The organism is Arthrobacter sp. V1I7, from assembly GCF_030817015.1.
GTDB lineage: Bacteria > Actinomycetota > Actinomycetes > Actinomycetales > Micrococcaceae > Arthrobacter.
This window is the reverse complement of record NZ_JAUSYS010000001.1, coordinates 1,017,957-1,037,819: the sequence shown is the minus strand read 5'-3', so window position 1 is coordinate 1,037,819 and position 19,863 is coordinate 1,017,957. Positions and strand designations below refer to the sequence as shown.

The following is a 19,863-nucleotide window of genomic DNA, read 5'->3' as shown; positions in this document are numbered from 1 at the left end:
CCAGCCTAGTAGATGGGTCCCGGCAGCCTGTTGGCCCCAGCCACGCCGCTGATGAGACGATGGGACGGTGAACGATGCCGATAACACCCCAGTCTCCGCTTCCCAGCCTCTCGAAGAGCGCGTCAACAACCGCTCGCAGCGGCCCAGTTCCGACGCTTTCAAGGCTTTCATGGCCAGCAACTGGGCGCCGTCCCGGCAGCAGCTCCCGGAGCGGGACGCCGTCGCCGGCCACGCGGCGGGCCGCCGCCGCGCCATCTCAGAGCTGTTCAAGGGTGAGCGCCTGGTCATCCCTGCCGGTCCGCTGAAGGTCCGCTCGAACGACTGCGACTACCGCTTCCGCCCGCACTCGGCCTTCGCGCACCTCACCGGGCTGGGCCTGGACCATGAGCCGGACGCGGTCCTCATCCTGGAGCCCGCGGCAGAAGGCAAGGGCGACGACGGCGGCCACCACCACGCAACGCTCTACTTCCGCCCGCTGGCCGGCCGCGACACGGAGCAGTTCTACGCCGACTCCCGCTCCGGCGAGTTCTGGATCGGTGCCCGCCCGACGCTCGCCGAATTCAAGGCCCGTCTCGGCCTGGCGACCGCCGACCTCAGCGAACTGGAACTCGCCATCACCAAGAGCGTCGGCGCTCCGGAAATCGGTGGCATCTCGGTCCGGCTGGTGCGCAAGGTGGACGAGAACATCGACGCCCTCGTGGACACCGCCCGGTACAACACGGCCAAGGATCCGGAGAACCTGGACCTCGGCGTCTTCGATGCCCTGGACGAGTTGCTCACCGAGGCGCTCTCCGAGCTTCGCCTGCTCAAGGACGAGTGGGAAGTCGAGCAGCTCAAGCTCGCCGTCGCCGCCACCGTGGAGGGCTTCACCGACGTGGTCAAGGCCCTGCCGCGGGCGCTGACCCACCAGCGCGGCGAACGCGTCGTGGAAGGCGCGTTCTTCGCCCGGGCCCGCGAGGAAGGCAACGAGCTCGGCTACGACACGATCGCCGCCGCCGGCAACAACGCCACGGTGCTGCACTGGACCCGGAACAACGGCAAGGTCACGGCCGGCGAGCTGCTGCTGCTGGACGCCGGCGTCGAGGCTGAATCGCTCTACACCGCGGACATCACCCGCACCCTGCCGGCCAACGGCGCCTTCTCCGCGATCCAGCGGAAGGTCTATGAGGCCGTGCTCGACGCCGCCGACGCAGGCTTCGCCGCCGCGCAGCCCGGCACGAAGTTCCGCGACATCCACACCGCGGCCACCACCGTACTGGCGGAACGGCTCGCCGAATGGGGCCTACTGCCGGTGTCCGTCGAGGAAGCCATCAGCCCCGCCGGCCAGCAGCACCGCCGCTGGATGCCCCACGGCACCAGCCACCATCTGGGGCTGGACGTGCACGACTGCGCCCAGGCGAAGCGTGAACTGTACCTGGACGGTATCCTCACGCCCGGCATGGTGTTCACAATTGAACCCGGACTGTACTTCAAGAACGAGGATCTGGCCATTCCCGCGGAATACCGCGGCATCGGCATCCGCATCGAGGACGACATCCTGATGACCGCCACCGGACCCGTCAACCTCAGCGCCGCGCTGCCGCGCAAGGCGGACGACGTCGAGTCCTGGATGGCGGGGATCTACCAGGAAGCCGACGGCCGGCAGCCGTAGCCTTCACCGCCGTTCCCGCGACCACGGGAGCGCACGATCACAGAAGCGCAGAGAGCCCCGGCCCGGGGAGGAATATCCGGGCCGGGGCTCTTCTCTTGCCGCTACGGCCGGGTACCGTCCTGGCCAGGATGATCGTGCTTGGGGGTGACCCGCACGCCGTACTGCGGCCGGCCATCGGGCAGGTCCGGGTAGCGGACCGCCGCCGGACGGGCCGGACCCGGCTCGCCCTGGGGAGCCGCCTCGGCAGGCTGGCCCGAGCCGGGCTGGCCGGCCTCGGGCTGGCGTGAGGGTTCGGCCGGGTGCGCTGCGGCCGCGCCGGTGCCGGCGTCCGCGCCGGTGCCGGCGTCCGCGCCGCGCTGGCCGTACGGATCGTTCCAGCCCGCGGGGCGCTGCGGCGCCTGGCCCGGCTGGGCCTGTTCGTTCTGCTGCGGGCCCTGCTGGCCGGGCTGGACGTACGGCTGCTGCTGGTAGTCCTGCTGCGCGTAGCCGGCCGGCGCAGAGGCCTCACGCTGGGTCATCGGCAGCTGGTGGAGCAGCCGGCGGGCCTCGTTGGCGGCCTCGAAGGACACGACGACGTCGTAGCTGGTCGCCACGACCTGGCTCGTTGAGGTGAAGTCCCGCTTTCCGCGCTGCATCGCGTAGGTGACGATGCCGAAGAGCATGAAGAACGCGGCGCCCATCAGCACCGATGTGATGATCGAGAAGTAACCGCCGGTCGGCGAGAAGAAGGACAGCATGACGCCGACAAAGAGGCCGAACCACATACCGCTCAGTGCCCCGGAGAGTGCCACGCGGGGGTAGCTGAGCCGGCCGGTGACCCGCTCCACCATCTTGAGGTCGTTGCCCACGATCGAGACCATCTGCACCGGGAACTGCTGGTCCGCCAGGTAGTCCACCGCCTTCTGGGCATCCAGGTAGGAAGTGTAGGAACCGACAGGGTCGCCCTTGGGCACAGTGCGGGCCTCGTCCGGACCGCCGGGGGCGCCGGTCCTGGGAGCACCAAAAATGTTTGACATAAGCCCATTCTTACCTATCCGGCTGGGCTGCGCCTGTAAATTCAGCTAAAAGAGAGCAGACTCGGTAGCCTGTACAAGTGAGCACAAATCTGACGCGGGTGTTTGTTGCGCGCCTCCTCGGACTGGACGTCTTTGACCCGCTGGGCGACCGTCTGGGCCGGCTGCGTGACGTCGTCGTGCTGTCCCGCGGCAACCGGGGTTCCCCCCATGTGGTCGGCATCGTCGTCGAGGTCCCCGGCAAGAAACGCGTCTTTGTGCCGATGACCCGGATCACCTCGATCGACCAGACCCAGATCATCTGCACCGGACTCGTGAACCTCCGACGCTTTGAACAGCGCGGCGCGGAGACCCTCGTGGTGGCCGAAATGTTCGACCGCCGCGTGACCCTCGCCGACGGCAGCGGGGACGCCACGATCGAGGACATCGCGATGGACCGGCACCGCTCCGGCGACTGGTTTGTCAGCAAGCTCTTTGTCCGCCGCGGCCACTCCCTCTCTCCGCTGAGCAGGCTGCGGCGCAACGAGACCATGATCATTGACTGGGCGGACGCACGGCAGGGAGCCCGGACCGAGCCGCAGGCGGCCACCCAGTTCGTCGCCACGCATGAGGACCTGAAGCCTGCCGACTTCGCCGAGGCCCTCCAGGAGATGAGCGACAAACGCCGCTTCGAGGTCGCCAGCGAACTGCAGGACGAACGCCTGGCCGACGTCCTGCAGGAGATGCGCGAAGGGGACCAGGTGGAGATCCTCTCCGCCCTCGACGTCAATCGCGCCGCCGACGTGCTGGAGGAAATGGACCCGGACGACGCCGCCGACCTCCTCGCCGAGCTCCCGAGCGCCCAGGCGGAAGAGCTGCTCCAGCTGATGGAACCCGAAGGCGCGGAGGACGTCCGGCGCCTGCTCGAATATGACGAGGACACCGCGGGCGGCCTGATGACCCCTGTCCCGGTCATCCTGCCGCCGGAGGCAACCGTGGCGGAGGCCCTCGCCCATGTCCGGCGCGAGGAACTCTCCCCCGCCCTGGCGTCCTCGATCTTCATCGCCCGGCCTCCACTAGAGACGCCGACCGGGCGTTTCCTCGGCGTCGTGCACATCCAGCAGCTGCTGCGCTTCCCGCCGCCCGAACCGCTGGGCAACCTCGTGGACAAGACCCTGGAACCGGTCTCGGACCAGGCCCACATCAGTGAGGTGGCCCGCACACTGGCCACCTACAACCTCAACTCGCTCCCCGTAGTCAACAGCGACGGGCGGCTTGTCGGGGCAGTCACCGTTGATGACGTGCTGGATCACCTGTTGCCCGATGACTGGCGCGCCCACGACGACGACGCCCCGATCCGGAAACTGGGAGGCCGCATTGGCTGAAATCGGCGCACCGCGGGGCCCCGGCAACCGCCCGGGCAGCAAGGCCACCGGCAAAGGCAGTCTCGACACGCCCCTGAGCGGGCGGCAGCGGATCCTGCCCAAGTTCTCGCCGAACCCGGATGCCTTCGGCCAAACCACCGAAGGCTTTGCCCGCTTTATGGGCACGCCCCAGTTCCTGGTGTACATGACGGTGTTCGTCCTCCTCTGGCTGGTCTGGAACACCTGGGCTCCCCTGGCCTGGCAGTTCGACTCCCGGGACCTCGGCTTCACGCTGCTGACCCTGATGCTCTCGCTGCAGGCCTCGTACGCCGCCCCGCTGCTGCTGCTGGCGCAGAACCGCCAGGATGACCGGGACCGCGTCTCGCTCGAGCAGGACCGGCAGCGCGCGGAACGCAACCTCTCCGACACCGAGTACCTGACCCGGGAACTCGCCTCGCTCCGGATCGCGCTGCGCGAAGTTGCCACCCGCGACTATGTCCGGGCGGAGCTGCGCAGCCTGCTGGAGGACATGCTGGAGGCGCAGGAGGAACTGCGCAGCCACGACCCGTCGGCCGGGGCGCATGAAACCCCGCGCGACAAAGTCAAGGAAAAGCTGAAGGAACGGCGCGACAAGCAGCGCAGCCCCCGGACGCAGCAGATCCCCCGGCTCCCGGCCACCCGCAAGCGCACCATCGCGCCGGACGGCCCGGCCGACGCCCGGACCGACGCCCGGACGGACACCAACCCGGACAATCCCGCGCCGCCCGCACCCCGCACCTTCCCCGAGAGCTGAGCATCCACCGCATGAGCACCACGCCTGGCAGCACCCCCCTCGACTCTTCCCGGGGCTTCCCCCTGGAAAGGGCCGTGCACGCGGCCCTCGCCACCGTGATCGACCCGGAGCTGCGCCGCCCCATCACCGAACTGGGCATGGTGGACTCCGTGGAGGTTTCCGACGGCGGCCGGGTACGGGTTGCCGTGCTCCTGACCATTGCAGGGTGCCCGTTGCGCGGCACCATCACCGCCGACTGCGAAGCGGCGCTGGCCGCGGTGCCGGGGGTCTCCGGCGTCGAGGTCGAGCTGAAGGTGATGACGCAGGAGCAGCGCGACGCGCTGAAGGAGCAGTTGCGCGGGCCGGGCGGCCAGCGCGGGATCCCCTTCAACCAGCCCGGCTCCCTCACCAGGGTCTACGCCGTGGCGAGCGGCAAGGGCGGGGTCGGGAAATCGTCCGTGACGGTCAATCTGGCCTGCGCCCTGGCGGCCCGGGGACTGCGCGTCGGAATCGTCGACGCGGATGTGTACGGCTTCTCCGTTCCGGCGCTGATGGGCATCACCCAGTCCCCCACCCGGGTGGATGACATGATCCTGCCGCCGGTTGCCTATGGGGTCAAAGTCATCTCCATCGGCATGTTCGTCAGCGGAAACCAACCGGTCGCGTGGCGGGGGCCGATGTTGCATCGCGCCCTCGAGCAGTTCCTCACGGACGTCTACTTCGGTGACCTCGACGCGCTGTTCCTGGACCTGCCGCCAGGCACGGGCGACATCGCGATTTCGGTGGCCCAGCTGCTGCCCAGCGCCCAGATCCTCGTCGTGACCACCCCGCAGGCCGCTGCCGCGGACGTGGCGGAACGGGCCGGCGCCATCGCCACCCAGACCGGCCAGTCCGTGGCCGGCGTGGTGGAGAACATGTCCTTCCTGGAGATGCCCGACGGCGGCCGGATGGAGCTGTTCGGCAGCGGCGGAGGAGCGGTGCTCGCCGAACGGCTGTCCGCCACCGTGGGAACGAATGTACCGCTGCTGGGGCAGATTCCCCTGGACATCCTGCTGCGCGAGGGCGGCGACGCGGGGGTTCCGCTGGTGCTCGGGCGTCCGGAGACCCCTGCGGCCGTGGCCCTGCTGGATATCGCAGGCAGGCTCGCCGCGGTTCCCCGCGGGCTCAAGGGGATGTCCCTCGGGCTGCAGCCGCGCTAGGTGGCCTCTGCGTCGAAGGGGGCAGGCTCCCCTTCGGGCAATCGCTCGACCACGCGCACCGGACGGTGCTCCGCGGCGGACACCGCGGCGCCGGCGACCGCTGAAGCCGCGGCCGGCGCCCCGGCGCTCACCGGCTTCGTATCGTCCTCGAGCAGGGCTTCCCGAATGATCCGGCGCGGATCGTACTGCCGCGGATCGTACTTCTTCCAGTCGACATCGTCGATGTCGATGCCGACTTCTTCCTTGATCTGCTCCCGCGCGCCGGAGGCCATCCGCCGGACTTCCTTGACGATGTTGGCAAGTTTCTGGGTGTATTCGGGCAGCCTGCTGGGACCGATCACGAGAAGTCCGATGATCAGCAGAAGTAGAAACTCCGGTCCGTTGATTCCAAGCACTGTAGGAAGATTACCCTCTCCGTCGGAGCGGCGACGATTCGGCGGCGCCAACAACACGCCGGTTGCCGGCCGGGCCAGTCGTCATGGAGCCAGGAGCTCCGGAATCCTGCCGAGGCCCCGCTCGATCCGGGCCCTGATGCCTTCCAGGAAGACTTCGCTCCCGGTGGCGTCGTCCGGGGCCGTTCCGTCGGCCGCCCGCGTTTCAGCCCGCTGCGGTGCCGAGGCCCGGATCAGGGCGGCCAGGCCGTCGGCGGCCTCAGCGGCAGGCTGATCCGAGACATAGGTGAGGGTGGCGCCGGCGGAATCCTGGTAGATGGCACGGAAAGGCGGCGCCGCATTGATCCAGAGCCCGCCGCTTCCCTCCCCCGACAGCGTTTCGGGCAAAGTGCCTGCCGGCAGGGCCGTGCCCTCCGCGCCGGCGGCGGCGGTGAAGCCGTCCGCGGCCGCGGAGCGGCCGGTGAGCACGTTCACTGGCGGCGCATCGGGGGTGTGCTGGAATCCGGATCCGCCATGCTGCGACGGCTGGCGGGCGTGCTGCTCGAGCACCGTGGTGAAGTGGTGTCCGTCCGTGAGCCGCAGTTCCACCATGTCGCCACCGGCCGCCACGCCGCCGCGCGCCCAGACGAGGTGGAAGCCCAGCTCGCGTAGCTCCGGACAGCTCCAGCCCTGGGCCCGCAGGGCGGTGAGCTGCCCGGCGGTGAGCGCGTCAGCCGGCGTGATGTCCGGTTCGACGGTCAGGCCCCAGCCGGAGGCCGTCCCGGCCTCCGGCGTCCCGGCCGCCGCGGAAACGCGCAAGTCCTTCTGCGGGAAAGCGGACGAGATTTCGCTGCCAGCCAGCGGCGCCGGGCTTCCGCCCATCAGGTAGGCGGACCCGGTCATCAGGGCCACGGCGGCCGCGGCGCCCCCGGCTGACAGGGCCGCCAACCGCGGACGCGCAGGCACGCCGCTGCGCACACGTCCCCCGTGCTGCGTGCCGCCTTGAACTGTTCCGGGCTGCAACGACGGCGGATCCCCGGCAGGATGGCCTGCAGCGGGCCGGGCTTCGCGTGCGAGTTCCTCCGTGCGGGCCAGCAGCCGGGCGGTCAGGTCGTCACTGGCAACGGGCACGGCGGCACCGCGCAGCCGTTCCAGGTACTGCCGCTCCCTGCGCTCCTGCAGCCGGCATTCATCGCACGCCTCGCGGTGTTTCCGGCGCCAGGCGCCGGCCCCGGCGGCCAGCCCCGCGCCGTTGCTGCCCCCGCGGCCGAGCCACCGGGGGTAGCTGCACGGCAGACCGCGCAGCAGCCGGTTCAGCAGCTTCATCGACCTGTTCAGAGGAGGCCGGCGATGCGCGGCATCTTGAGCCGCGGTGCGAGGCCCTGCTTCGGGCGCGGGTCGCGGTGCGCGAGCTTTTCCCGGAGCATGGTCCGGCCCCGGTGGATCCGGGAGCGCACCGTTCCGAGCTTGACGCCCAGGGGCGACAGCCACTTCGTCGTAGGACAGCCCTTCCAGGTCGCACAGCACGACGGCGGCACGGAAGTCCGGGGGCAGCTCCTCGAGGGCGGCCTGCACGTCGAGATCCAGGTTGTTGAATTCAAAGCTTTGCTCCGGGCCGGGCTCGCGGCCGGGCAGCCGGGACTCGGCGTCCTCGGCCAGCGCGTCGAAGCGGATGCGGCTCTTGCGGCGGGCCTGGTCCAGGAAGAGGTTTGTGGTGATCCGGTGCAACCACCCGTCCAGGGTGCCGGGCTTGAAGTTTTCGAGCGAACGAAAGACCCGGACGAACACTTCCTGGGTGAGGTCCTCGGCGTCGTACTTGTTGCCGGTGAGCCGGTACGCGAGCCGGTAGACCTTGGCGGAGTGGTTGGTTACCACTTCCTCCCACGTCGGCCGGACCCACTCGCTGTCCGTGGCAGGCCGGGACTCTTCAGCTGCAGGGACTACCGTCGGAATCGACATCGTCCGCTCCCCTCTTGGATGGCACTTACGCCGTGGATGGTGCTTGCCGGGGCAAGCTCCTGCACCCTTTATTCGGCGCCGATCATCGCGCGGATGATCGGATATCCATCATTTCAAAGCAAGCTGGGAATTTCCTGACGTCGGCCGCTCTTCCGCCCACGGCGGAACGGCGGCTTGAGCCGTCGTCCAGACCGCGGCGGGGGCGCCTCCCGGCCGTGCCCGGCCCGACACAGTAGGCTGTACAGGACACTCCCCCTGCCGCCCAGAAAGCGAAAATCCATGAGCGCCGATAAGTCCACGAGCTGGTCCTATGCAGAAGATCTGCCTGCCGAGGATGAGGTCCTGATTCACGCGCGCGAACGGTCCTTCGAGCTTGGCGTCACGCCCATCGGCCCTGGAGTAGGTGCGGTCCTGACGGTGCTGGCCGCCGCATCGAAGGCGCAGACCGCGGTGGAGATCGGAACCGGCGCCGGCGTCTCGGGCGTGTGCATCCTCCGTGGCCTGGGCCCGCACGCTGTTCTGACCACCATCGACGTCGACGTCGAGCACCTCAAGGCGGCCCGGGAAGCCTTCCAGGAGGCCGGCAGCCCGGCCAACCGGACCCGGACGATTTCCGGCCGGGCCGGCGACGTCCTTCCCCGGCTGACCGACAGCGCCTACGATCTGGTGTTCATTGACGCCGACAAGCCGAACTACCCGGGCTATGTCGAACAGGCCATCCGGCTGCTCAAACGCGGCGGGCTGCTGGTGGTCAACGATGCTTTGGACAAGGACCGTGTCGCCAACCCCGCGGCACGCGACACCACCACCGCGGTGCTCCGGCAGGTGGGCAAGTCGATCCGCGACGACGACCGGCTCGAGTCGGCCATGTTGCCCACCGGGGATGGCCTCCTGATCGCCGTCAAGAAATAGGCCGTCCGGCCGCAGCCTTTCCGCTGCGGCCGGACCACTGGAGCGGACAGAAAGAGGGCGGGACCTGCAGTCAACCGACTGCAGCTCCCGCCCTCTTGAATTCCGGTGCCTAGCTGGCTGCGGACGCTACTCGGTAGCGCCGACGAGGCAGTCCTTCAGGTTTGTTGCTTCGGCGGAATTCAGTTCAACGACGAGCCGACCCCCACCTTCGAGCGGGACCCGCATGATCAGGCTCCGTCCCTCTTTGGTCACTTCCATCGGGCCGTCGCCGGTGCGTGGTTTCATAGCCGCCATAAGGAATATCCCCTCCATTAGTCCAGTGACTTACCAGCCCGGCCGGGCTGCGTCCGCTTAGTCAATCAAGCCGCCCGGCGGCCGTGATGGGAGCCATCATGGCCATGAACTCAGTTTGCTTCTTGCCCTTGCTTACCTTCTATTATCGCGTAACTGCGCGACTGTAGCTAATCGTTGGAGTTTTCCTCCCGCCATGCGGAACCGGCCCGGCGCCGCAGAAATGTGCTATGTGTCACGGCGGATAGTCACCGCCGCCGGGCAAGGGTGCCCAGGCCCACAACCAGACAATCCAGACAATCTGAAGCAGCAGGAACATCAGGACCACGGTGCCGCGGTAGGCACGCGACCGGGAGACCAGCGCGGCGCTGAGGGCCAGCGGAAAGAGCGGAAGCAACATCCGGAAGGTGCTGGTCTGGGGGTGCAGGAAGACCAGCAAGTAGCCCATGTAGCAGCTGCACCACAGCCGCAATCCGGTGCCCAGAGCGGCCACGGGCCGGGACATCATCAGCAGGATGAAGAGCGCAACGAAAACGAAGGGCGCCAGGAGTCCGAGCGTGGGCCCGAAGAGCAGGACGCCGGTATCGAACCACGGTTTGAACGGCACGAGGTCATGGCCCCGCCAGACGGTTTCGGTCCTGGTATAGGCCTGCGGGTCGCCCGTGACAGCCCAGGCAATCGCGGGCCACAGCAGGGCCCCGATCCCGCTGACCGCGGCCAGGCCGGCCAACGACCAGAGCTCGGAGTTGCGGTGCGGTGTTGGGGTCCGCAGCTTCGGGGCGGGAAACCGGGAGCCGGCACCGGGCTCCGCGTCGCGTGCCGGCTGCCGGCCCGCAGCGCGCCGCTGCCAGAGGCGGTAGAGCAGCAGCAGCCCCACCGTCGCCGCGAACGGCACCCCGGTGGGGCGGGAGAGGCACATCAGCACGACGACGGGCATCGCCGCCAGATACCGGCGCTGCACCACGAGCAGCAGTGCTGTGGCGAGCAGGAGGAGATTCAGGGACTCGGCGTAGGGCACCTGCAACACCGCCGACACGGGAAACGTGGAGAAGAACACCGTCCCCCACAGCGCCGTGCCGTGGGCGGCTTTGAGCCTGAACAGGCTGTACACCACCAGCGCCGCGCCGAGGCCGCACACGGAGGCGATCAGCGTCAGGCTGAAGGCGGGGGGCATCCCGGTCACGCCGGCGAGCACCCTGCCCAGCGTCGGAAACAAGGCGTAAAACGCCCAGGCGTTCTCCTGTACCGCGCCCGTCCCGTCCGCCGGCAGGACCTCCGGATAACCGTTCTGCAGGACTTCCCCGTACCAGCGCGCGTCCCAGATATTGACGAAGGACCAGTAGTCGGGCTTGGCGGGGAACCAGGGATTGACGCCTTGGTGCAGGGCGGCGGCCATGAAGATCCCGGCACTCACCAGCCGGGCGGCCAGGTACAGCCCGCCCACCTGGATCCACCACGGCCACCGGGAGACCCGGCCGCCGGCGGAAGCCAGGCGGGCCCGTACGGCAGCATTCAGGGCCGCCGGTCCGGCCGCCGGAGGATGCCCGTCCGGAGTGACCGCCGGAGCGTTGACCGGCGGGTTGGCGGGGTCGTTCACCGGACCTGCCCGGCGGCGTGGCGCAAGCGTCCCACTTCCTCCCCGAGGTCAGCGATCTTCCTGTCCTTGGCCGCGAGCTGGTCCCGCAGCTCGTCCAGCACCTGGTCCACCTGGTCCATCCGGTAGCCGCGCAGCCCGACGGCGAAGCGGAGGTGGTCGACGTCGGACGGCTTAGGGTCCTCCGGGAGGAGCACCGGGGGCAGGGACGCCACCGGCTCATCGAAGCCGTCGTCGAAGGGCCGCGCGTCGGCGCCGCGACGGAAGACCGTCGACGCCACGCCGGTGCCCAGCAGGACCGCGACGCCGATCAGCATGATCGCCAGGAAGATCAGGAAAAAGCTCACCACCCCATCGTGCCAGAAGCCGGCGGCCGCCGGTCTACCCAGCCGGCCTATTCAGCCGGCCGCTCAGGCCCGCGTCCGCGCCCGCTGCTGCCCTCGCCATTGATGTTGACCGGACCGCCGCCGTTCGGGTTCCGGTGCCGTGCCGCCCCCTCCACCACCAGCTCCACCGCGAGCGCCGGATCGTCCACTACGTGAATCAGGTCAAGATCCTCCTCCGACACCATGCCCTCGGCGACCAGGGTGCTCTCGATCCACTCCACCATCGGGCTCCAGAATGCGATACCCACGAGCACGATGGGGAAGGAGGTCACCTTGCGGGTCTGGACCAGGACCATTGCCTCGAAGAGCTCGTCGAGGGTCCCGAGGCCGCCGGGCAGCACAATGAAGCCCTGCGCGTACTTCACGAACATGGTCTTGCGGGCGAAGAAGTAGCGGAAGTTGATGCCCAGGTCCACCCACTGGTTCATGCCCTGTTCGAAGGGCAGCTCGATGCCGAGGCCCACCGACACGCCGTTTCCCTGCACGGCACCCTTGTTCGCGGCCTCCATCGAGCCCGGGCCGCCGCCGGTGATCACGGCGAGCCCGGCCTCGGCCAGCTTCCGGCCGACCTCGACGCCGAGTTCGTAATAGGCGCTGCCCGGGAGGGTCCGGGCCGAGCCGAAGACGCTGACGGCCGAGCCAAGGTCCGCCAGTGCGCCGAATCCCTCCACGAATTCGCTCTGGATCCGCAGCACGCGCCACGGGTCGGTGTGCACGAACTGCCCCGGCCCCTTCGTGTCCAGCAGAGTCTGATCAGACATCGTGACCGTCGCCTGCTTACGCCGCAGCTCCAGCGGGCCCTTGTGCCGGATGCCGTTGACAGGTGCATCACGCTTTTCGGGCGGCCGCTTTCCACTGGGGTCCTGGCCTGGGCTCTGCTTCGGATCGGTACTCATGCCCACAGATTAGCCGGAATTCCTTGCGTTCCCCTGCAGCGCGTGCTCGCCCGCCGGACGGTGCTGGCCCGGACGGGAGCCCGCCGCAGGCACGCTGACCTGCAGGTATCTCTTGAATCACGATCTGCAGGAACTGGGAGTGATTGCAGTCATAATGCTCTGATGTTCGCTAGATTCTTCTTATGACTACTCAAGTGCCCGGCGATGCGCTCGTCTCCCTGAATGCCGTGAACAAGCATTACGGCCAGCTGCACGTCCTGAAGGACATCAACCTGAACGTCCGCAAGGGCGAGGTTGTCGTCGTCATCGGGCCGTCGGGGTCCGGGAAATCGACGCTCTGCCGCGCCATTAACCGGCTTGAGACGATCGACGACGGCGTGATCCAGATCGATGGCAAGGTGCTGCCCGAAGAGGGCAAGGAGCTGGCCAGATTGCGGGCCGACGTCGGTATGGTCTTCCAGTCTTTCAATCTCTTCGCCCACAAGACGATCCTTGAGAACGTCACGCTCGGCCCCATCAAGGTCAAGGGCGTCGCCAAGGCCCAGGCTGACAAGGACGCCATGGCGCTGCTGGAGCGGGTGGGGGTGGGCCACCAGGCCCCCAAGCTTCCCGCCCAGCTCTCCGGCGGCCAGCAGCAGCGCGTCGCCATTGCCCGCGCCCTCGCCATGAAGCCGAAGGTCATGCTCTTCGATGAGCCCACGTCCGCGCTGGACCCGGAAATGATCAACGAAGTCCTCGACGTCATGATCCAGCTGGCCAAGGAAGGCATGACCATGATCGTGGTCACGCACGAGATGGGCTTCGCCCGCAAGGCCGCGGACCGCGTGGTGTTCATGGACGGCGGCCAGATCGTCGAGGACGCGAAGCCCGAGGAGTTCTTCACCAACCCCCAGAGCAGCCGGGCCAAGGACTTCCTGTCCAAGCTCCTGACTCACTGACCTGACACCCTCAGAGTTCGCACCCAGGCCGTCACAGGCGGCCGCCCAATGAAAGGAATGTCATGAAGGCATTTTTGACCCGGAGGAAATCCCTCCTGGTAGCAGCATCCGCAGCCCTGGCGCTGTCCCTCAGCGCATGTGGCGGCAGCGGTACCGGCACCACCAGCAACCCCACCGTTGCCGAGACGCCGACATTCGCTGCTGGAAGCACCATGGCGAAACTCTCCTCCGCAGGAACCATTAAGATCGGCACCAAGTACGATCAGCCGCTGTTCGGCCAGGTGGGCCTGGACGGCAAGCCGGTCGGTTTTGATGTCGAGATGGGCAAGCTCATCGCCGCCAAGCTCGGAATTGCCGCCGAGAAGATCGAATGGTCCGAGACCGTTTCGGCCAACCGCGAACCGTTTATTGAGCAGGGCAAGGTGGACCTTGTCATCGCCACCTACACCATCAACGACAAGCGCAAGCAGGTTGTCAGCTTCGCGGGCCCGTACTACGAGGCCGGCCAGGCACTGATGGTCAATAAGGACAACACGGCCATCACCAAGCCGGAGGACGTCAAGGGCAAGAAGGTCTGCTCCGTGACCGGTTCCACGCCGGCCGCCACGATCGTGGAGAAGTACCAGGCAGAGCTTGTTCCGGCCGCCACTTACTCGGCCTGCCTTGAGCCGCTCCGCAACAAGCAGGTTGAGGCCATCACCACGGACAACGTGATCCTGGCCGGCTTCGTGGACAAGGAGCCGGACGCCTTCAAGCTGGCCTCGGACGAGACGTTCACCAAGGAGCCCTACGGCATCGGCCTGAAGAAGGACGACACCGAGTTCCGTAACTGGATCAACGACCAGCTGGAAGAGTTCGCCAAGGACGGGTCCTACAAGAAGGCCTGGGAAGCTACCGCAGGCGCTGTCATCAAGACGGCCCCGGATCTCCCTGCCATCAACCGTTACTAAGTAACGTCAGGCGGTTGCCGGAGTCCGCTCGCCGCGGCTCCGGCACCCGCCGCTCCCGTCTTCGCTCCAGTCCACGACACCCAGCCGAAGGATCCTATGGACGCCGTCATCGAAAGCCTGCCACTCTACTGGAACGGCTTTCTCCGAACCCTTTTCCTGTCTGCCGTGTCCGGAGTGATCGCCCTGCTGCTGGGGACGCTGCTCGCCGCTGCCAGGGTCTCCCCCGTCGCGGCTCTCCGCGGCTTCAGCATGACCTACGTGGAAGTCCTGAGGAACACACCCCTCACCATTGCCTTCTTCTTCGCGGCGATCGTGCTGCCCCGCCTCGGAGTGACATTCGGGCAGTTCGAGGTTGCAGCTATCATCGCGCTGAGCGCGTACACCGCAGCCTTCATCGCCGAGGCTGTCCGCTCCGGCGTCAACAGCGTTCCGGTGGGCCAGGCCGAGGCCGCCCGCAGCATCGGGATGAAGTTTAGCCAGGTACTGTCGCTGATCATCCTCCCCCAGGCCCTCCGGACAGTCGTTCCGCCGCTGATCAACATCCTGATCGCCCTTGTCAAGAACTCCTCAGTTGCCGGCGCCTTCTTCGTCCTTGAGCTGTTCGGCTACGGCCGGCAGCTCGCCAACGCCCACGGTGACCAGGTCATGCCAGTCCTGCTGGGCGTTGCCTTCTTCTACTTGCTGATCACCGTCCCGCTCGGCATCCTGGCCAGCACGGTCGAACGAAAGGTGGCGATCGCCCGATGAGCTCAGTCCTTTACGACGTCCCGGGGCCCAAGGCCCGCCGGGTTTCACTTGTTGGTTCCGTGGTTGGCTCCCTGCTCATCGCAGGCCTGCTGGCGTGGATCATCAGCACGCTGGCCCAGCAGGGAATCTTTGAGGGTCGCCGCTGGGCCATCTTCACCCGCGCGGATGTCTGGTCCCTCATCGGCAACGGAATCGGTGCCACCCTCAGTGCAGCCTTGGTTGCGGCCGTCATCGCCTTCCCGCTCGGCCTGCTGCTCTGCCTCCTGCGGATCTCCGACGTGCCCGGCATCCGGATTCCCATCCGCATCGTGCTGGAATTCCTCCGCGGCATGCCCGTTGTCCTGATGATGCTCTTTGTCCTGCTGGTCTTCGGCACCAACCAGTTCATCGCCGTCGTGGCGGGCCTCGTCCTATACAACGCTGCCGTGTTCGCGGAAATCATCCGCGCCGGCATCCAGTCGCTGCCCAAGGGCCAGCGCGAAGCCGGCCTGACGGTGGGCCTGACCAGCTTCCAGTCCCGCATGATCATCGAACTCCCCCAGGCCGTCCGCCGGATGATGCCATCCCTGGTGGCCCAGCTCGTGGTGCTCCTGAAGGACACCTCGCTTGGCTATATCGTCGCCTACGGTGAGCTGCTCCGGGCGGTACAGGTCATGGCCGACTTCCTGGGGACGCAGTTCCTGTTCCCGATCTTCTTTGTAGCCGCCGCGATCTACATTGCGATCAACATTTGCGTGTCCCGCATCGCCGTGTGGATCGAACGCCGGGGGTCCAAGAAGGCCGCGGGCGGCGTGGCCAAGGCCGAACCTGCGGTGGAAGCCGCCGCTGCAAAGCCCTAACCGCTGCACACAGCATGCAAAGAAAGGCCCGGATCCGCCAGGATCCGGGCCTTCCCCCTTGCACCATCGGAAAGGCCCGCTTATGCCGAAAGCCAGCTCCGCAGCGCGCGCAGGCATTCGCGGATGGCGTCCGCCTCCACGTGCTCATTGTCCTTGTGCGCCAGCAACGCGTCCCCGGGGCCGAAGTTCACCGCGGGAATGCCGAGTTCGCTGAAGCGGGCGACGTCGGTCCAGCCGTATTTCGGCTTGGGCTCGGCCCCCACGGCGGCCACAAAGGACGCGGCGGCGGGGTGCGTCAGTCCCGGACGCGCGCCGGCGGCGCTGTCAGTGCGGACGACGTCGAACCCTTCGAGCAGTTCCCGCACATGGTTTTCCGCCTCATCCGGGGTCTTGTCCGGAGCGAAGCGGTAGTTGATTTCAACGACGCAGCGGTCCGGAATGACGTTGCCGGCGGTGCCGCCGCTGATCTTCACCGCGTTGAGGCTTTCCCGGTAATCGAGCCCGTCCACGTTGACGGTCCGCGGCGCGTAGCCGGCCAGCCGGGCCAGGATCGGTGCGGCGGCGTGGATCGCGTTACTGCCCATCCAGGCGCGGGCGGAGTGGGCCGCTTCCCCGCGGGTGGTCGCTTCGAAGCGGCTGGTGCCGTTGCAGCCACCCTCCACCGTTCCATTCGTGGGCTCGAGCAGGATCGCAAAGTCCCCGCCCAGCAGGCCTCCGTGGTTCCGGACCAGCCGGCCGAGTCCGCTCTTGACGGCCTCGACTTCCTCGTGGTCGTAGAACACGAAGGTGACGTCCCGGGCGGGTTCCGCGCCGGCGTCGAACAGGCCCGCGGCGAGGGCAAGCTGCACCGCGACGCCGCCCTTCATGTCGGTGGCGCCCCGGCCGTAGAGGACGCCCTCGCCCGGGGCGCCGGAGGGCCAGTAGGACGGCACCGTGCCCAGGGATCCCTCGATGGCCGGCAGCGGGACGGTGTCCAGGTGCCCGGCCAGGATCACGCGCTCGGCGCGGCCGAGGTTGGTCCGGGCGATGATCGAATCGCCGTCCCGCACCAGCTCCAGCTGCGGGAGGGAGCGCAGGGCATGCTCCACGGCGTCCGCCAGCACCGTTTCGTTGCCGGACACGCTGTTGATGTCGATCAGTGCCGCGGTCAGCAGCGCGACGTCCTGACGGAGGTCAAGGCGGGCCGGGGCGTGGGGGCGGGTGGCGGGGGCAGTGGATTCCGGGGCAGTCACCGCTCCACTTTATCCGCTGCCCACCGCGCCGGGCCCGCAGCGGTCAGGTTCGGCCCCGTCTGGCAGCTGACGCAGGCCACCGGCGCGTCGTGAGTTTCAGCCACCGCGGGCGCCCTCTATAGACTTGGGGCATGACTGAGACCGCTTCTTCTGCCGTGCCCGCCGACGCCCGCTCTGCCTATGGCTTTGGTGTCGCCACCGTTTCCACCCGCAACGGTCAAGCCACCGTGCTGGACGTCTGGTTCCCGGCGCCGGCCCTCGGCATCGCGGCGGAGCGCCTCCGCGACGTCGCCAACGCGGACCGGAGCCTGAGCGACATCGCGGCCAACGGCAACGATCCGGACCGCGGCACCGAGCAGCAGCTCGTCTTCGTGCAGATCCACCTCGACGAGGCTCCGGCAGACACGGCAGACGCCTATCTGCGCCTCCACCTGCTCTCCCACCGGCTCGTCCAGCCGAACAGCATTAACCTCGACGGCATCTTCGGCAAACTCCCCAACGTGGTGTGGACCAACTTCGGCCCGGCCGCCGTGGAGGACTTCGAGCTGACCCGTGCACGCCTGCGCAAGCGCGGCGCCGTGACGGTCTACGGCGTGGACAAATTCCCGCGGATGGTCGACTATGTCATCCCCTCCGGCGTCCGGATTGCCGACGCCGACCGGGTCCGCCTCGGCGCGCACCTGGCCGAAGGGACCACGGTCATGCATGAGGGTTTCGTGAACTTCAACGCCGGAACCCTCGGCACCTCGATGGTTGAAGGCCGCATCTCGGCCGGTGTGGTCACCGGTGACGGGTCCGACGTCGGCGGCGGCGCCTCGATCATGGGCACCCTCTCCGGCGGCGGCAAGGAAAAGATCTCCCTGGGCGAGCGTGTCCTGCTGGGCGCCAACTCCGGCGTGGGCATCAGCATCGGCGACGACTCCGTCGTCGAGGCCGGGTTGTATGTCACCGCCGGTACCCGGGTCCGGCTCGTCGGGTCCAAGGACGCCGACGGGGAGGACACCAGCCGGATCGTCAAGGCGGTCGAGCTCTCCGGCGTCCCCAACCTGCTGTTCCGCCGCAATTCGTCCACCGGCGAAGTGGAGGTCCTTCCCCGCAAGGGTCAGACCGTCGCCCTCAACGAGGATCTGCACGCGAACTAGGGTGGAGCCGAAGGACACAAGCCGTCAGAAGAGCCTGCAGAAGAATGACCGGCCCGACAGGGCCCAAGGGAGTAGTTTCGTGGCACGCAGAGGCAGCTGGCGCCGTCGGATGGTGCTGCTGCTGACACTTGCAATGGTTGCCGGCGCGGTCTACACGGCGGTGGCGTTCCTGCAACGGTCCGAAACCCTGGTCAGTGAACGCTGCACGGCGGTAGGGTCGGGAAGCGCCGAGCTTGCCACCGACCAGGCTGCGAATGCCGGGCTGATCACCGCCGTCGCCGTCCGCCGGGGGCTCCCGGCCCGGGCCGCCAGCATTGCGCTGGCCACGGCCATGCAGGAATCCAAGCTGCGGAACATCGGCCACGGGGACCAGGCCGGCCCCGACTCCCGCGGGCTGTTCCAGCAGCGCCCTTCGCAGGGGTGGGGCACCACGGAGCAGGTGATGGATCCCGTCTACGCCAGCAACGCCTTCTACAACGCCCTCGTGAAAGTCTCCGGCTACCAGTCGCTGGAGATCACCGACGCCGCGCAGCGGGTGCAGCGCTCAGCGTTCCCCGGAGCTTACGCCCAGCACGAGGTGATGGCCCGTGCCTTCGCCTCCTCGCTGACCGGGCAGACCGCCGCCGGCCTGGACTGCACGCTGCGTTCACCCGATGACGCCGGCGACCCGGCAGCGGTGCAGCTACGCCTGTCCGCGTCCTTCGGCGAGGTCCCGGCCACCGCCGAGGGCAGGTCCCTGTTGATCGAGGCCGAGGGACCCCTGGCCTGGGCGGTGGCGCACTGGGCGGTGTCCAACGCCAAGGCCCTCTCGATCGCGGAGGTCCGGACGGATGGCCGGAGCTGGACCCGCGCGGCCCGCGATGGCTGGCAGCCCTCGGACGCGCCGGCGGGCCAGGTCAGCATCACAGTCGCGGAGGCTCCGCAGAAGTAGCGGACGCCGGCGGCGGCGCGTCCTCCCAGGGCGGACGTCGGCTCCGGCGCATCCTCAGGCCAGCAGGTCCACGACGGGCTGGACGTAGCTGCGGAACAGTTCCTGATCGGAGAGCAGCTCGCGGCTCATGAAGATCCTGTCCGGCTCCAGGTACCACGCCCGCTGCTCGGCCAGCGGAAGCTCGATGATGGTCAGGTCGAAAGGATTCGCGGTGCGGCCGAGCTCCAGCAGCCTGTCGTCCACCATGTCGGTCAGCAGCTGCACCTCGCCGCCGGCTTCCCGCTCTGCCTCGAGCGCGGCATACTCGCCGCGGCGTTCCCTGGCCCAGGACAACGCGGCGCCGAAGTGCGCCTGCAGCACGCGCCGCAGGGCGGGGGAATTACTGAAGGAACGGAACCCAGGCGGCCCCAGTTCGGGGGACATATCCGGATGCGCCTTGAGGAGCTGCTCCCACCACGCCTCCCACTCGGTCCTGAGGGCGCTGGAACCGCCGACCTCGGCGATGAGGTGGGCGTGGTCCGAGGGGCGGATCTTTGGTGCCACGTGGCAGAGGGCGGGGTGCCCCACGCCGTCGAGGCCGGCTGCGTCACGAATGTACAGGGCAATGAGCATAGGACCCGAAGTGTCCATGGTGATCCGCCAGCCAGGTCCGCCGGTGTCGTGCATCAAATTGCCTCCCTTGGCAAGACGTACTATC

20 protein-coding genes and 1 pseudogene are annotated in these 19,863 nt (G+C 68.1%); 11 read left to right on the top strand and 10 right to left on the bottom strand.

The features are described 5' to 3' along the window. Positions 1-67: 67 nt before the first annotated feature. Positions 68-1,651 carry an aminopeptidase P family protein gene (locus QFZ69_RS04965; protein ID WP_306916029.1) on the top strand — a complete coding sequence of 528 codons (1,584 nt, stop codon included), beginning with the start codon at positions 68-70 and terminating at the stop codon, positions 1,649-1,651. A 101-nt stretch (positions 1,652-1,752) separates the two neighbouring features. Here QFZ69_RS04965 and QFZ69_RS04960 read toward each other — a convergent pair whose 3' ends face one another. Continuing rightward, the gene (locus tag QFZ69_RS04960; protein ID WP_306916027.1) at positions 1,753-2,667 is read right to left on the bottom strand and encodes a general stress protein; all 915 of its coding nucleotides are present in this window, start codon (positions 2,665-2,667) and stop codon (positions 1,753-1,755) included. A 77-nt stretch (positions 2,668-2,744) separates the two neighbouring features. On the opposite strand from QFZ69_RS04960, the gene QFZ69_RS04955 reads away from it, so the two are divergent. Genes QFZ69_RS04955 through QFZ69_RS04945 form a run of 3 tightly spaced genes read left to right on the top strand, consistent with a single transcriptional unit; the run spans position 2,745 to position 5,978 of the window. After that, entirely contained in the window at positions 2,745-4,028 is a 1,284-nt protein-coding gene (locus tag QFZ69_RS04955) for a magnesium transporter MgtE N-terminal domain-containing protein (protein WP_306916026.1), read from the top strand. Beyond that, a complete protein-coding gene (locus tag QFZ69_RS04950; RefSeq protein WP_306916025.1) occupies positions 3,967-4,800 on the top strand; it encodes a DUF1003 domain-containing protein in 834 nt (277 codons plus the stop codon). The genes QFZ69_RS04955 and QFZ69_RS04950 overlap by 62 nt, the downstream gene beginning before the upstream one ends. Before the next feature lie 11 nt (positions 4,801-4,811). Next, complete coding sequence (locus QFZ69_RS04945; protein ID WP_306916023.1) at positions 4,812-5,978, top strand: Mrp/NBP35 family ATP-binding protein; 1,167 nt, start codon at positions 4,812-4,814, stop codon at positions 5,976-5,978. On the opposite strand, the gene QFZ69_RS04940 is transcribed toward QFZ69_RS04945, so the two are convergent. From QFZ69_RS04940 to sigE, 3 genes and pseudogenes are all read right to left on the bottom strand, one after another. Next, positions 5,975-6,373 (bottom strand): Sec-independent protein translocase TatB, encoded by a 399-nt coding sequence (locus tag QFZ69_RS04940; protein WP_306916021.1) that lies wholly within the window; start codon positions 6,371-6,373, stop codon positions 5,975-5,977. The two genes, QFZ69_RS04945 and QFZ69_RS04940, sit on opposite strands and share 4 nt — an antisense overlap. Positions 6,374-6,454: 81 nt before the next feature. After that, positions 6,455-7,675 carry a hypothetical protein gene (locus QFZ69_RS04935; RefSeq protein ID WP_306999947.1) on the bottom strand — a complete coding sequence of 407 codons (1,221 nt, stop codon included), beginning with the start codon at positions 7,673-7,675 and terminating at the stop codon, positions 6,455-6,457. A gap of 8 nt (positions 7,676-7,683) precedes the next feature. Continuing rightward, positions 7,684-8,308, bottom strand: a pseudogene (gene sigE, locus QFZ69_RS04930) (RNA polymerase sigma factor SigE). 279 nt (positions 8,309-8,587) lie between these two features. On the opposite strand from sigE, the gene QFZ69_RS04925 reads away from it, so the two are divergent. Further along, entirely contained in the window at positions 8,588-9,220 is a 633-nt protein-coding gene (locus QFZ69_RS04925; protein WP_306916015.1) for an O-methyltransferase, read from the top strand. Between the two features lie 126 nt (positions 9,221-9,346). Here QFZ69_RS04925 and QFZ69_RS04920 read toward each other — a convergent pair whose 3' ends face one another. The 4 genes from QFZ69_RS04920 to QFZ69_RS04905 all read right to left on the bottom strand — a co-directional run bounded on the left by QFZ69_RS04920 (position 9,347) and on the right by QFZ69_RS04905 (position 12,252). Then, positions 9,347-9,514, bottom strand: coding sequence for a DUF3117 domain-containing protein (locus tag QFZ69_RS04920; RefSeq protein WP_264354580.1), 168 nt, complete (start codon positions 9,512-9,514; stop codon positions 9,347-9,349). A gap of 232 nt (positions 9,515-9,746) precedes the next feature. Then, a complete protein-coding gene (locus tag QFZ69_RS04915; protein WP_306919597.1) occupies positions 9,747-11,027 on the bottom strand; it encodes a hypothetical protein in 1,281 nt (426 codons plus the stop codon). A 77-nt stretch (positions 11,028-11,104) separates the two neighbouring features. Next, positions 11,105-11,452 carry a DivIVA domain-containing protein gene (locus QFZ69_RS04910; RefSeq protein WP_306916013.1) on the bottom strand — a complete coding sequence of 116 codons (348 nt, stop codon included), beginning with the start codon at positions 11,450-11,452 and terminating at the stop codon, positions 11,105-11,107. A 47-nt stretch (positions 11,453-11,499) separates the two neighbouring features. Then, complete coding sequence (locus tag QFZ69_RS04905; protein ID WP_373461927.1) at positions 11,500-12,252, bottom strand: TIGR00730 family Rossman fold protein; 753 nt, start codon at positions 12,250-12,252, stop codon at positions 11,500-11,502. Positions 12,253-12,569: 317 nt separating this feature from the next. Here QFZ69_RS04905 and QFZ69_RS04900 point away from each other — a divergent pair, with 317 nt between their 5' ends. The 4 genes from QFZ69_RS04900 (at position 12,570) to QFZ69_RS04885 (ending at position 15,861) form a co-directional block, all read left to right on the top strand. Next, positions 12,570-13,325 (top strand): amino acid ABC transporter ATP-binding protein, encoded by a 756-nt coding sequence (locus QFZ69_RS04900; RefSeq protein WP_306916010.1) that lies wholly within the window; start codon positions 12,570-12,572, stop codon positions 13,323-13,325. 62 nt (positions 13,326-13,387) lie between these two features. Further along, the gene (locus tag QFZ69_RS04895) at positions 13,388-14,275 is read left to right on the top strand and encodes a glutamate ABC transporter substrate-binding protein (protein ID WP_306916008.1); all 888 of its coding nucleotides are present in this window, start codon (positions 13,388-13,390) and stop codon (positions 14,273-14,275) included. Positions 14,276-14,371: 96 nt separating this feature from the next. Then, a complete protein-coding gene (locus QFZ69_RS04890) occupies positions 14,372-15,022 on the top strand; it encodes an amino acid ABC transporter permease (protein ID WP_306916006.1) in 651 nt (216 codons plus the stop codon). After that, positions 15,019-15,861, top strand: a complete 843-nt coding sequence (locus tag QFZ69_RS04885; protein ID WP_306916004.1) for an amino acid ABC transporter permease — start codon at positions 15,019-15,021, stop codon at positions 15,859-15,861. Before QFZ69_RS04890 ends, QFZ69_RS04885 begins: the two co-directional genes overlap by 4 nt. Positions 15,862-15,941: 80 nt before the next feature. Here the strand turns inward: QFZ69_RS04885 and dapE are convergent, their stop codons facing one another. Then, entirely contained in the window at positions 15,942-17,093 is a 1,152-nt protein-coding gene (gene dapE, locus QFZ69_RS04880; protein ID WP_306916003.1) for a succinyl-diaminopimelate desuccinylase, read from the bottom strand. Positions 17,094-17,224: 131 nt separating this feature from the next. On the opposite strand from dapE, the gene dapD reads away from it, so the two are divergent. Together dapD and QFZ69_RS04870 are read left to right on the top strand one after the other, a co-directional pair. Further along, on the top strand, positions 17,225-18,235 hold the full coding sequence (gene dapD, locus QFZ69_RS04875) for a 2,3,4,5-tetrahydropyridine-2,6-dicarboxylate N-succinyltransferase (RefSeq protein ID WP_306916000.1): 1,011 nt from the start codon (positions 17,225-17,227) through the stop codon (positions 18,233-18,235). Between the two features lie 79 nt (positions 18,236-18,314). Further along, on the top strand, positions 18,315-19,166 hold the full coding sequence (locus tag QFZ69_RS04870; protein ID WP_373461795.1) for a hypothetical protein: 852 nt from the start codon (positions 18,315-18,317) through the stop codon (positions 19,164-19,166). A gap of 54 nt (positions 19,167-19,220) precedes the next feature. On the opposite strand, the gene QFZ69_RS04865 is transcribed toward QFZ69_RS04870, so the two are convergent. Continuing rightward, positions 19,221-19,832: a hypothetical protein gene (locus QFZ69_RS04865; protein ID WP_306919595.1), complete on the bottom strand. Its 612-nt coding sequence runs from the start codon at positions 19,830-19,832 to the stop codon at positions 19,221-19,223. Positions 19,833-19,863: the final 31 nt, after the last annotated feature.

Bases quoted from the DNA above. Each gene is read 5' to 3' on its own strand.
- QFZ69_RS04960 (WP_306916027.1), bottom strand. From the start codon at position 2,667: ATGTCAAACATTTTTGGTGCTCCCAGGACCGGCGCCCCCGGCGGTCCG.
- QFZ69_RS04950 (WP_306916025.1), top strand. From the start codon at position 3,967: ATGACTGGCGCGCCCACGACGACGACGCCCCGATCCGGAAACTGGGAG.
- QFZ69_RS04945 (WP_306916023.1), top strand. From the start codon at position 4,812: ATGAGCACCACGCCTGGCAGCACCCCCCTCGACTCTTCCCGGGGCTTC.
- QFZ69_RS04935 (WP_306999947.1), bottom strand. From the start codon at position 7,675: ATGAAGCTGCTGAACCGGCTGCTGCGCGGTCTGCCGTGCAGCTACCCC.
- QFZ69_RS04925 (WP_306916015.1), top strand. From the start codon at position 8,588: ATGAGCGCCGATAAGTCCACGAGCTGGTCCTATGCAGAAGATCTGCCT.
- QFZ69_RS04920 (WP_264354580.1), bottom strand. From the start codon at position 9,514: ATGGCGGCTATGAAACCACGCACCGGCGACGGCCCGATGGAAGTGACC.
- QFZ69_RS04905 (WP_373461927.1), bottom strand. From the start codon at position 12,252: ATGTCTGATCAGACTCTGCTGGACACGAAGGGGCCGGGGCAGTTCGTG.
- QFZ69_RS04900 (WP_306916010.1), top strand. From the start codon at position 12,570: ATGACTACTCAAGTGCCCGGCGATGCGCTCGTCTCCCTGAATGCCGTG.
- QFZ69_RS04895 (WP_306916008.1), top strand. From the start codon at position 13,388: ATGAAGGCATTTTTGACCCGGAGGAAATCCCTCCTGGTAGCAGCATCC.
- QFZ69_RS04890 (WP_306916006.1), top strand. From the start codon at position 14,372: ATGGACGCCGTCATCGAAAGCCTGCCACTCTACTGGAACGGCTTTCTC.
- QFZ69_RS04885 (WP_306916004.1), top strand. From the start codon at position 15,019: ATGAGCTCAGTCCTTTACGACGTCCCGGGGCCCAAGGCCCGCCGGGTT.
- dapD (WP_306916000.1), top strand. From the start codon at position 17,225: ATGACTGAGACCGCTTCTTCTGCCGTGCCCGCCGACGCCCGCTCTGCC.
- QFZ69_RS04865 (WP_306919595.1), bottom strand. From the start codon at position 19,832: ATGCACGACACCGGCGGACCTGGCTGGCGGATCACCATGGACACTTCG.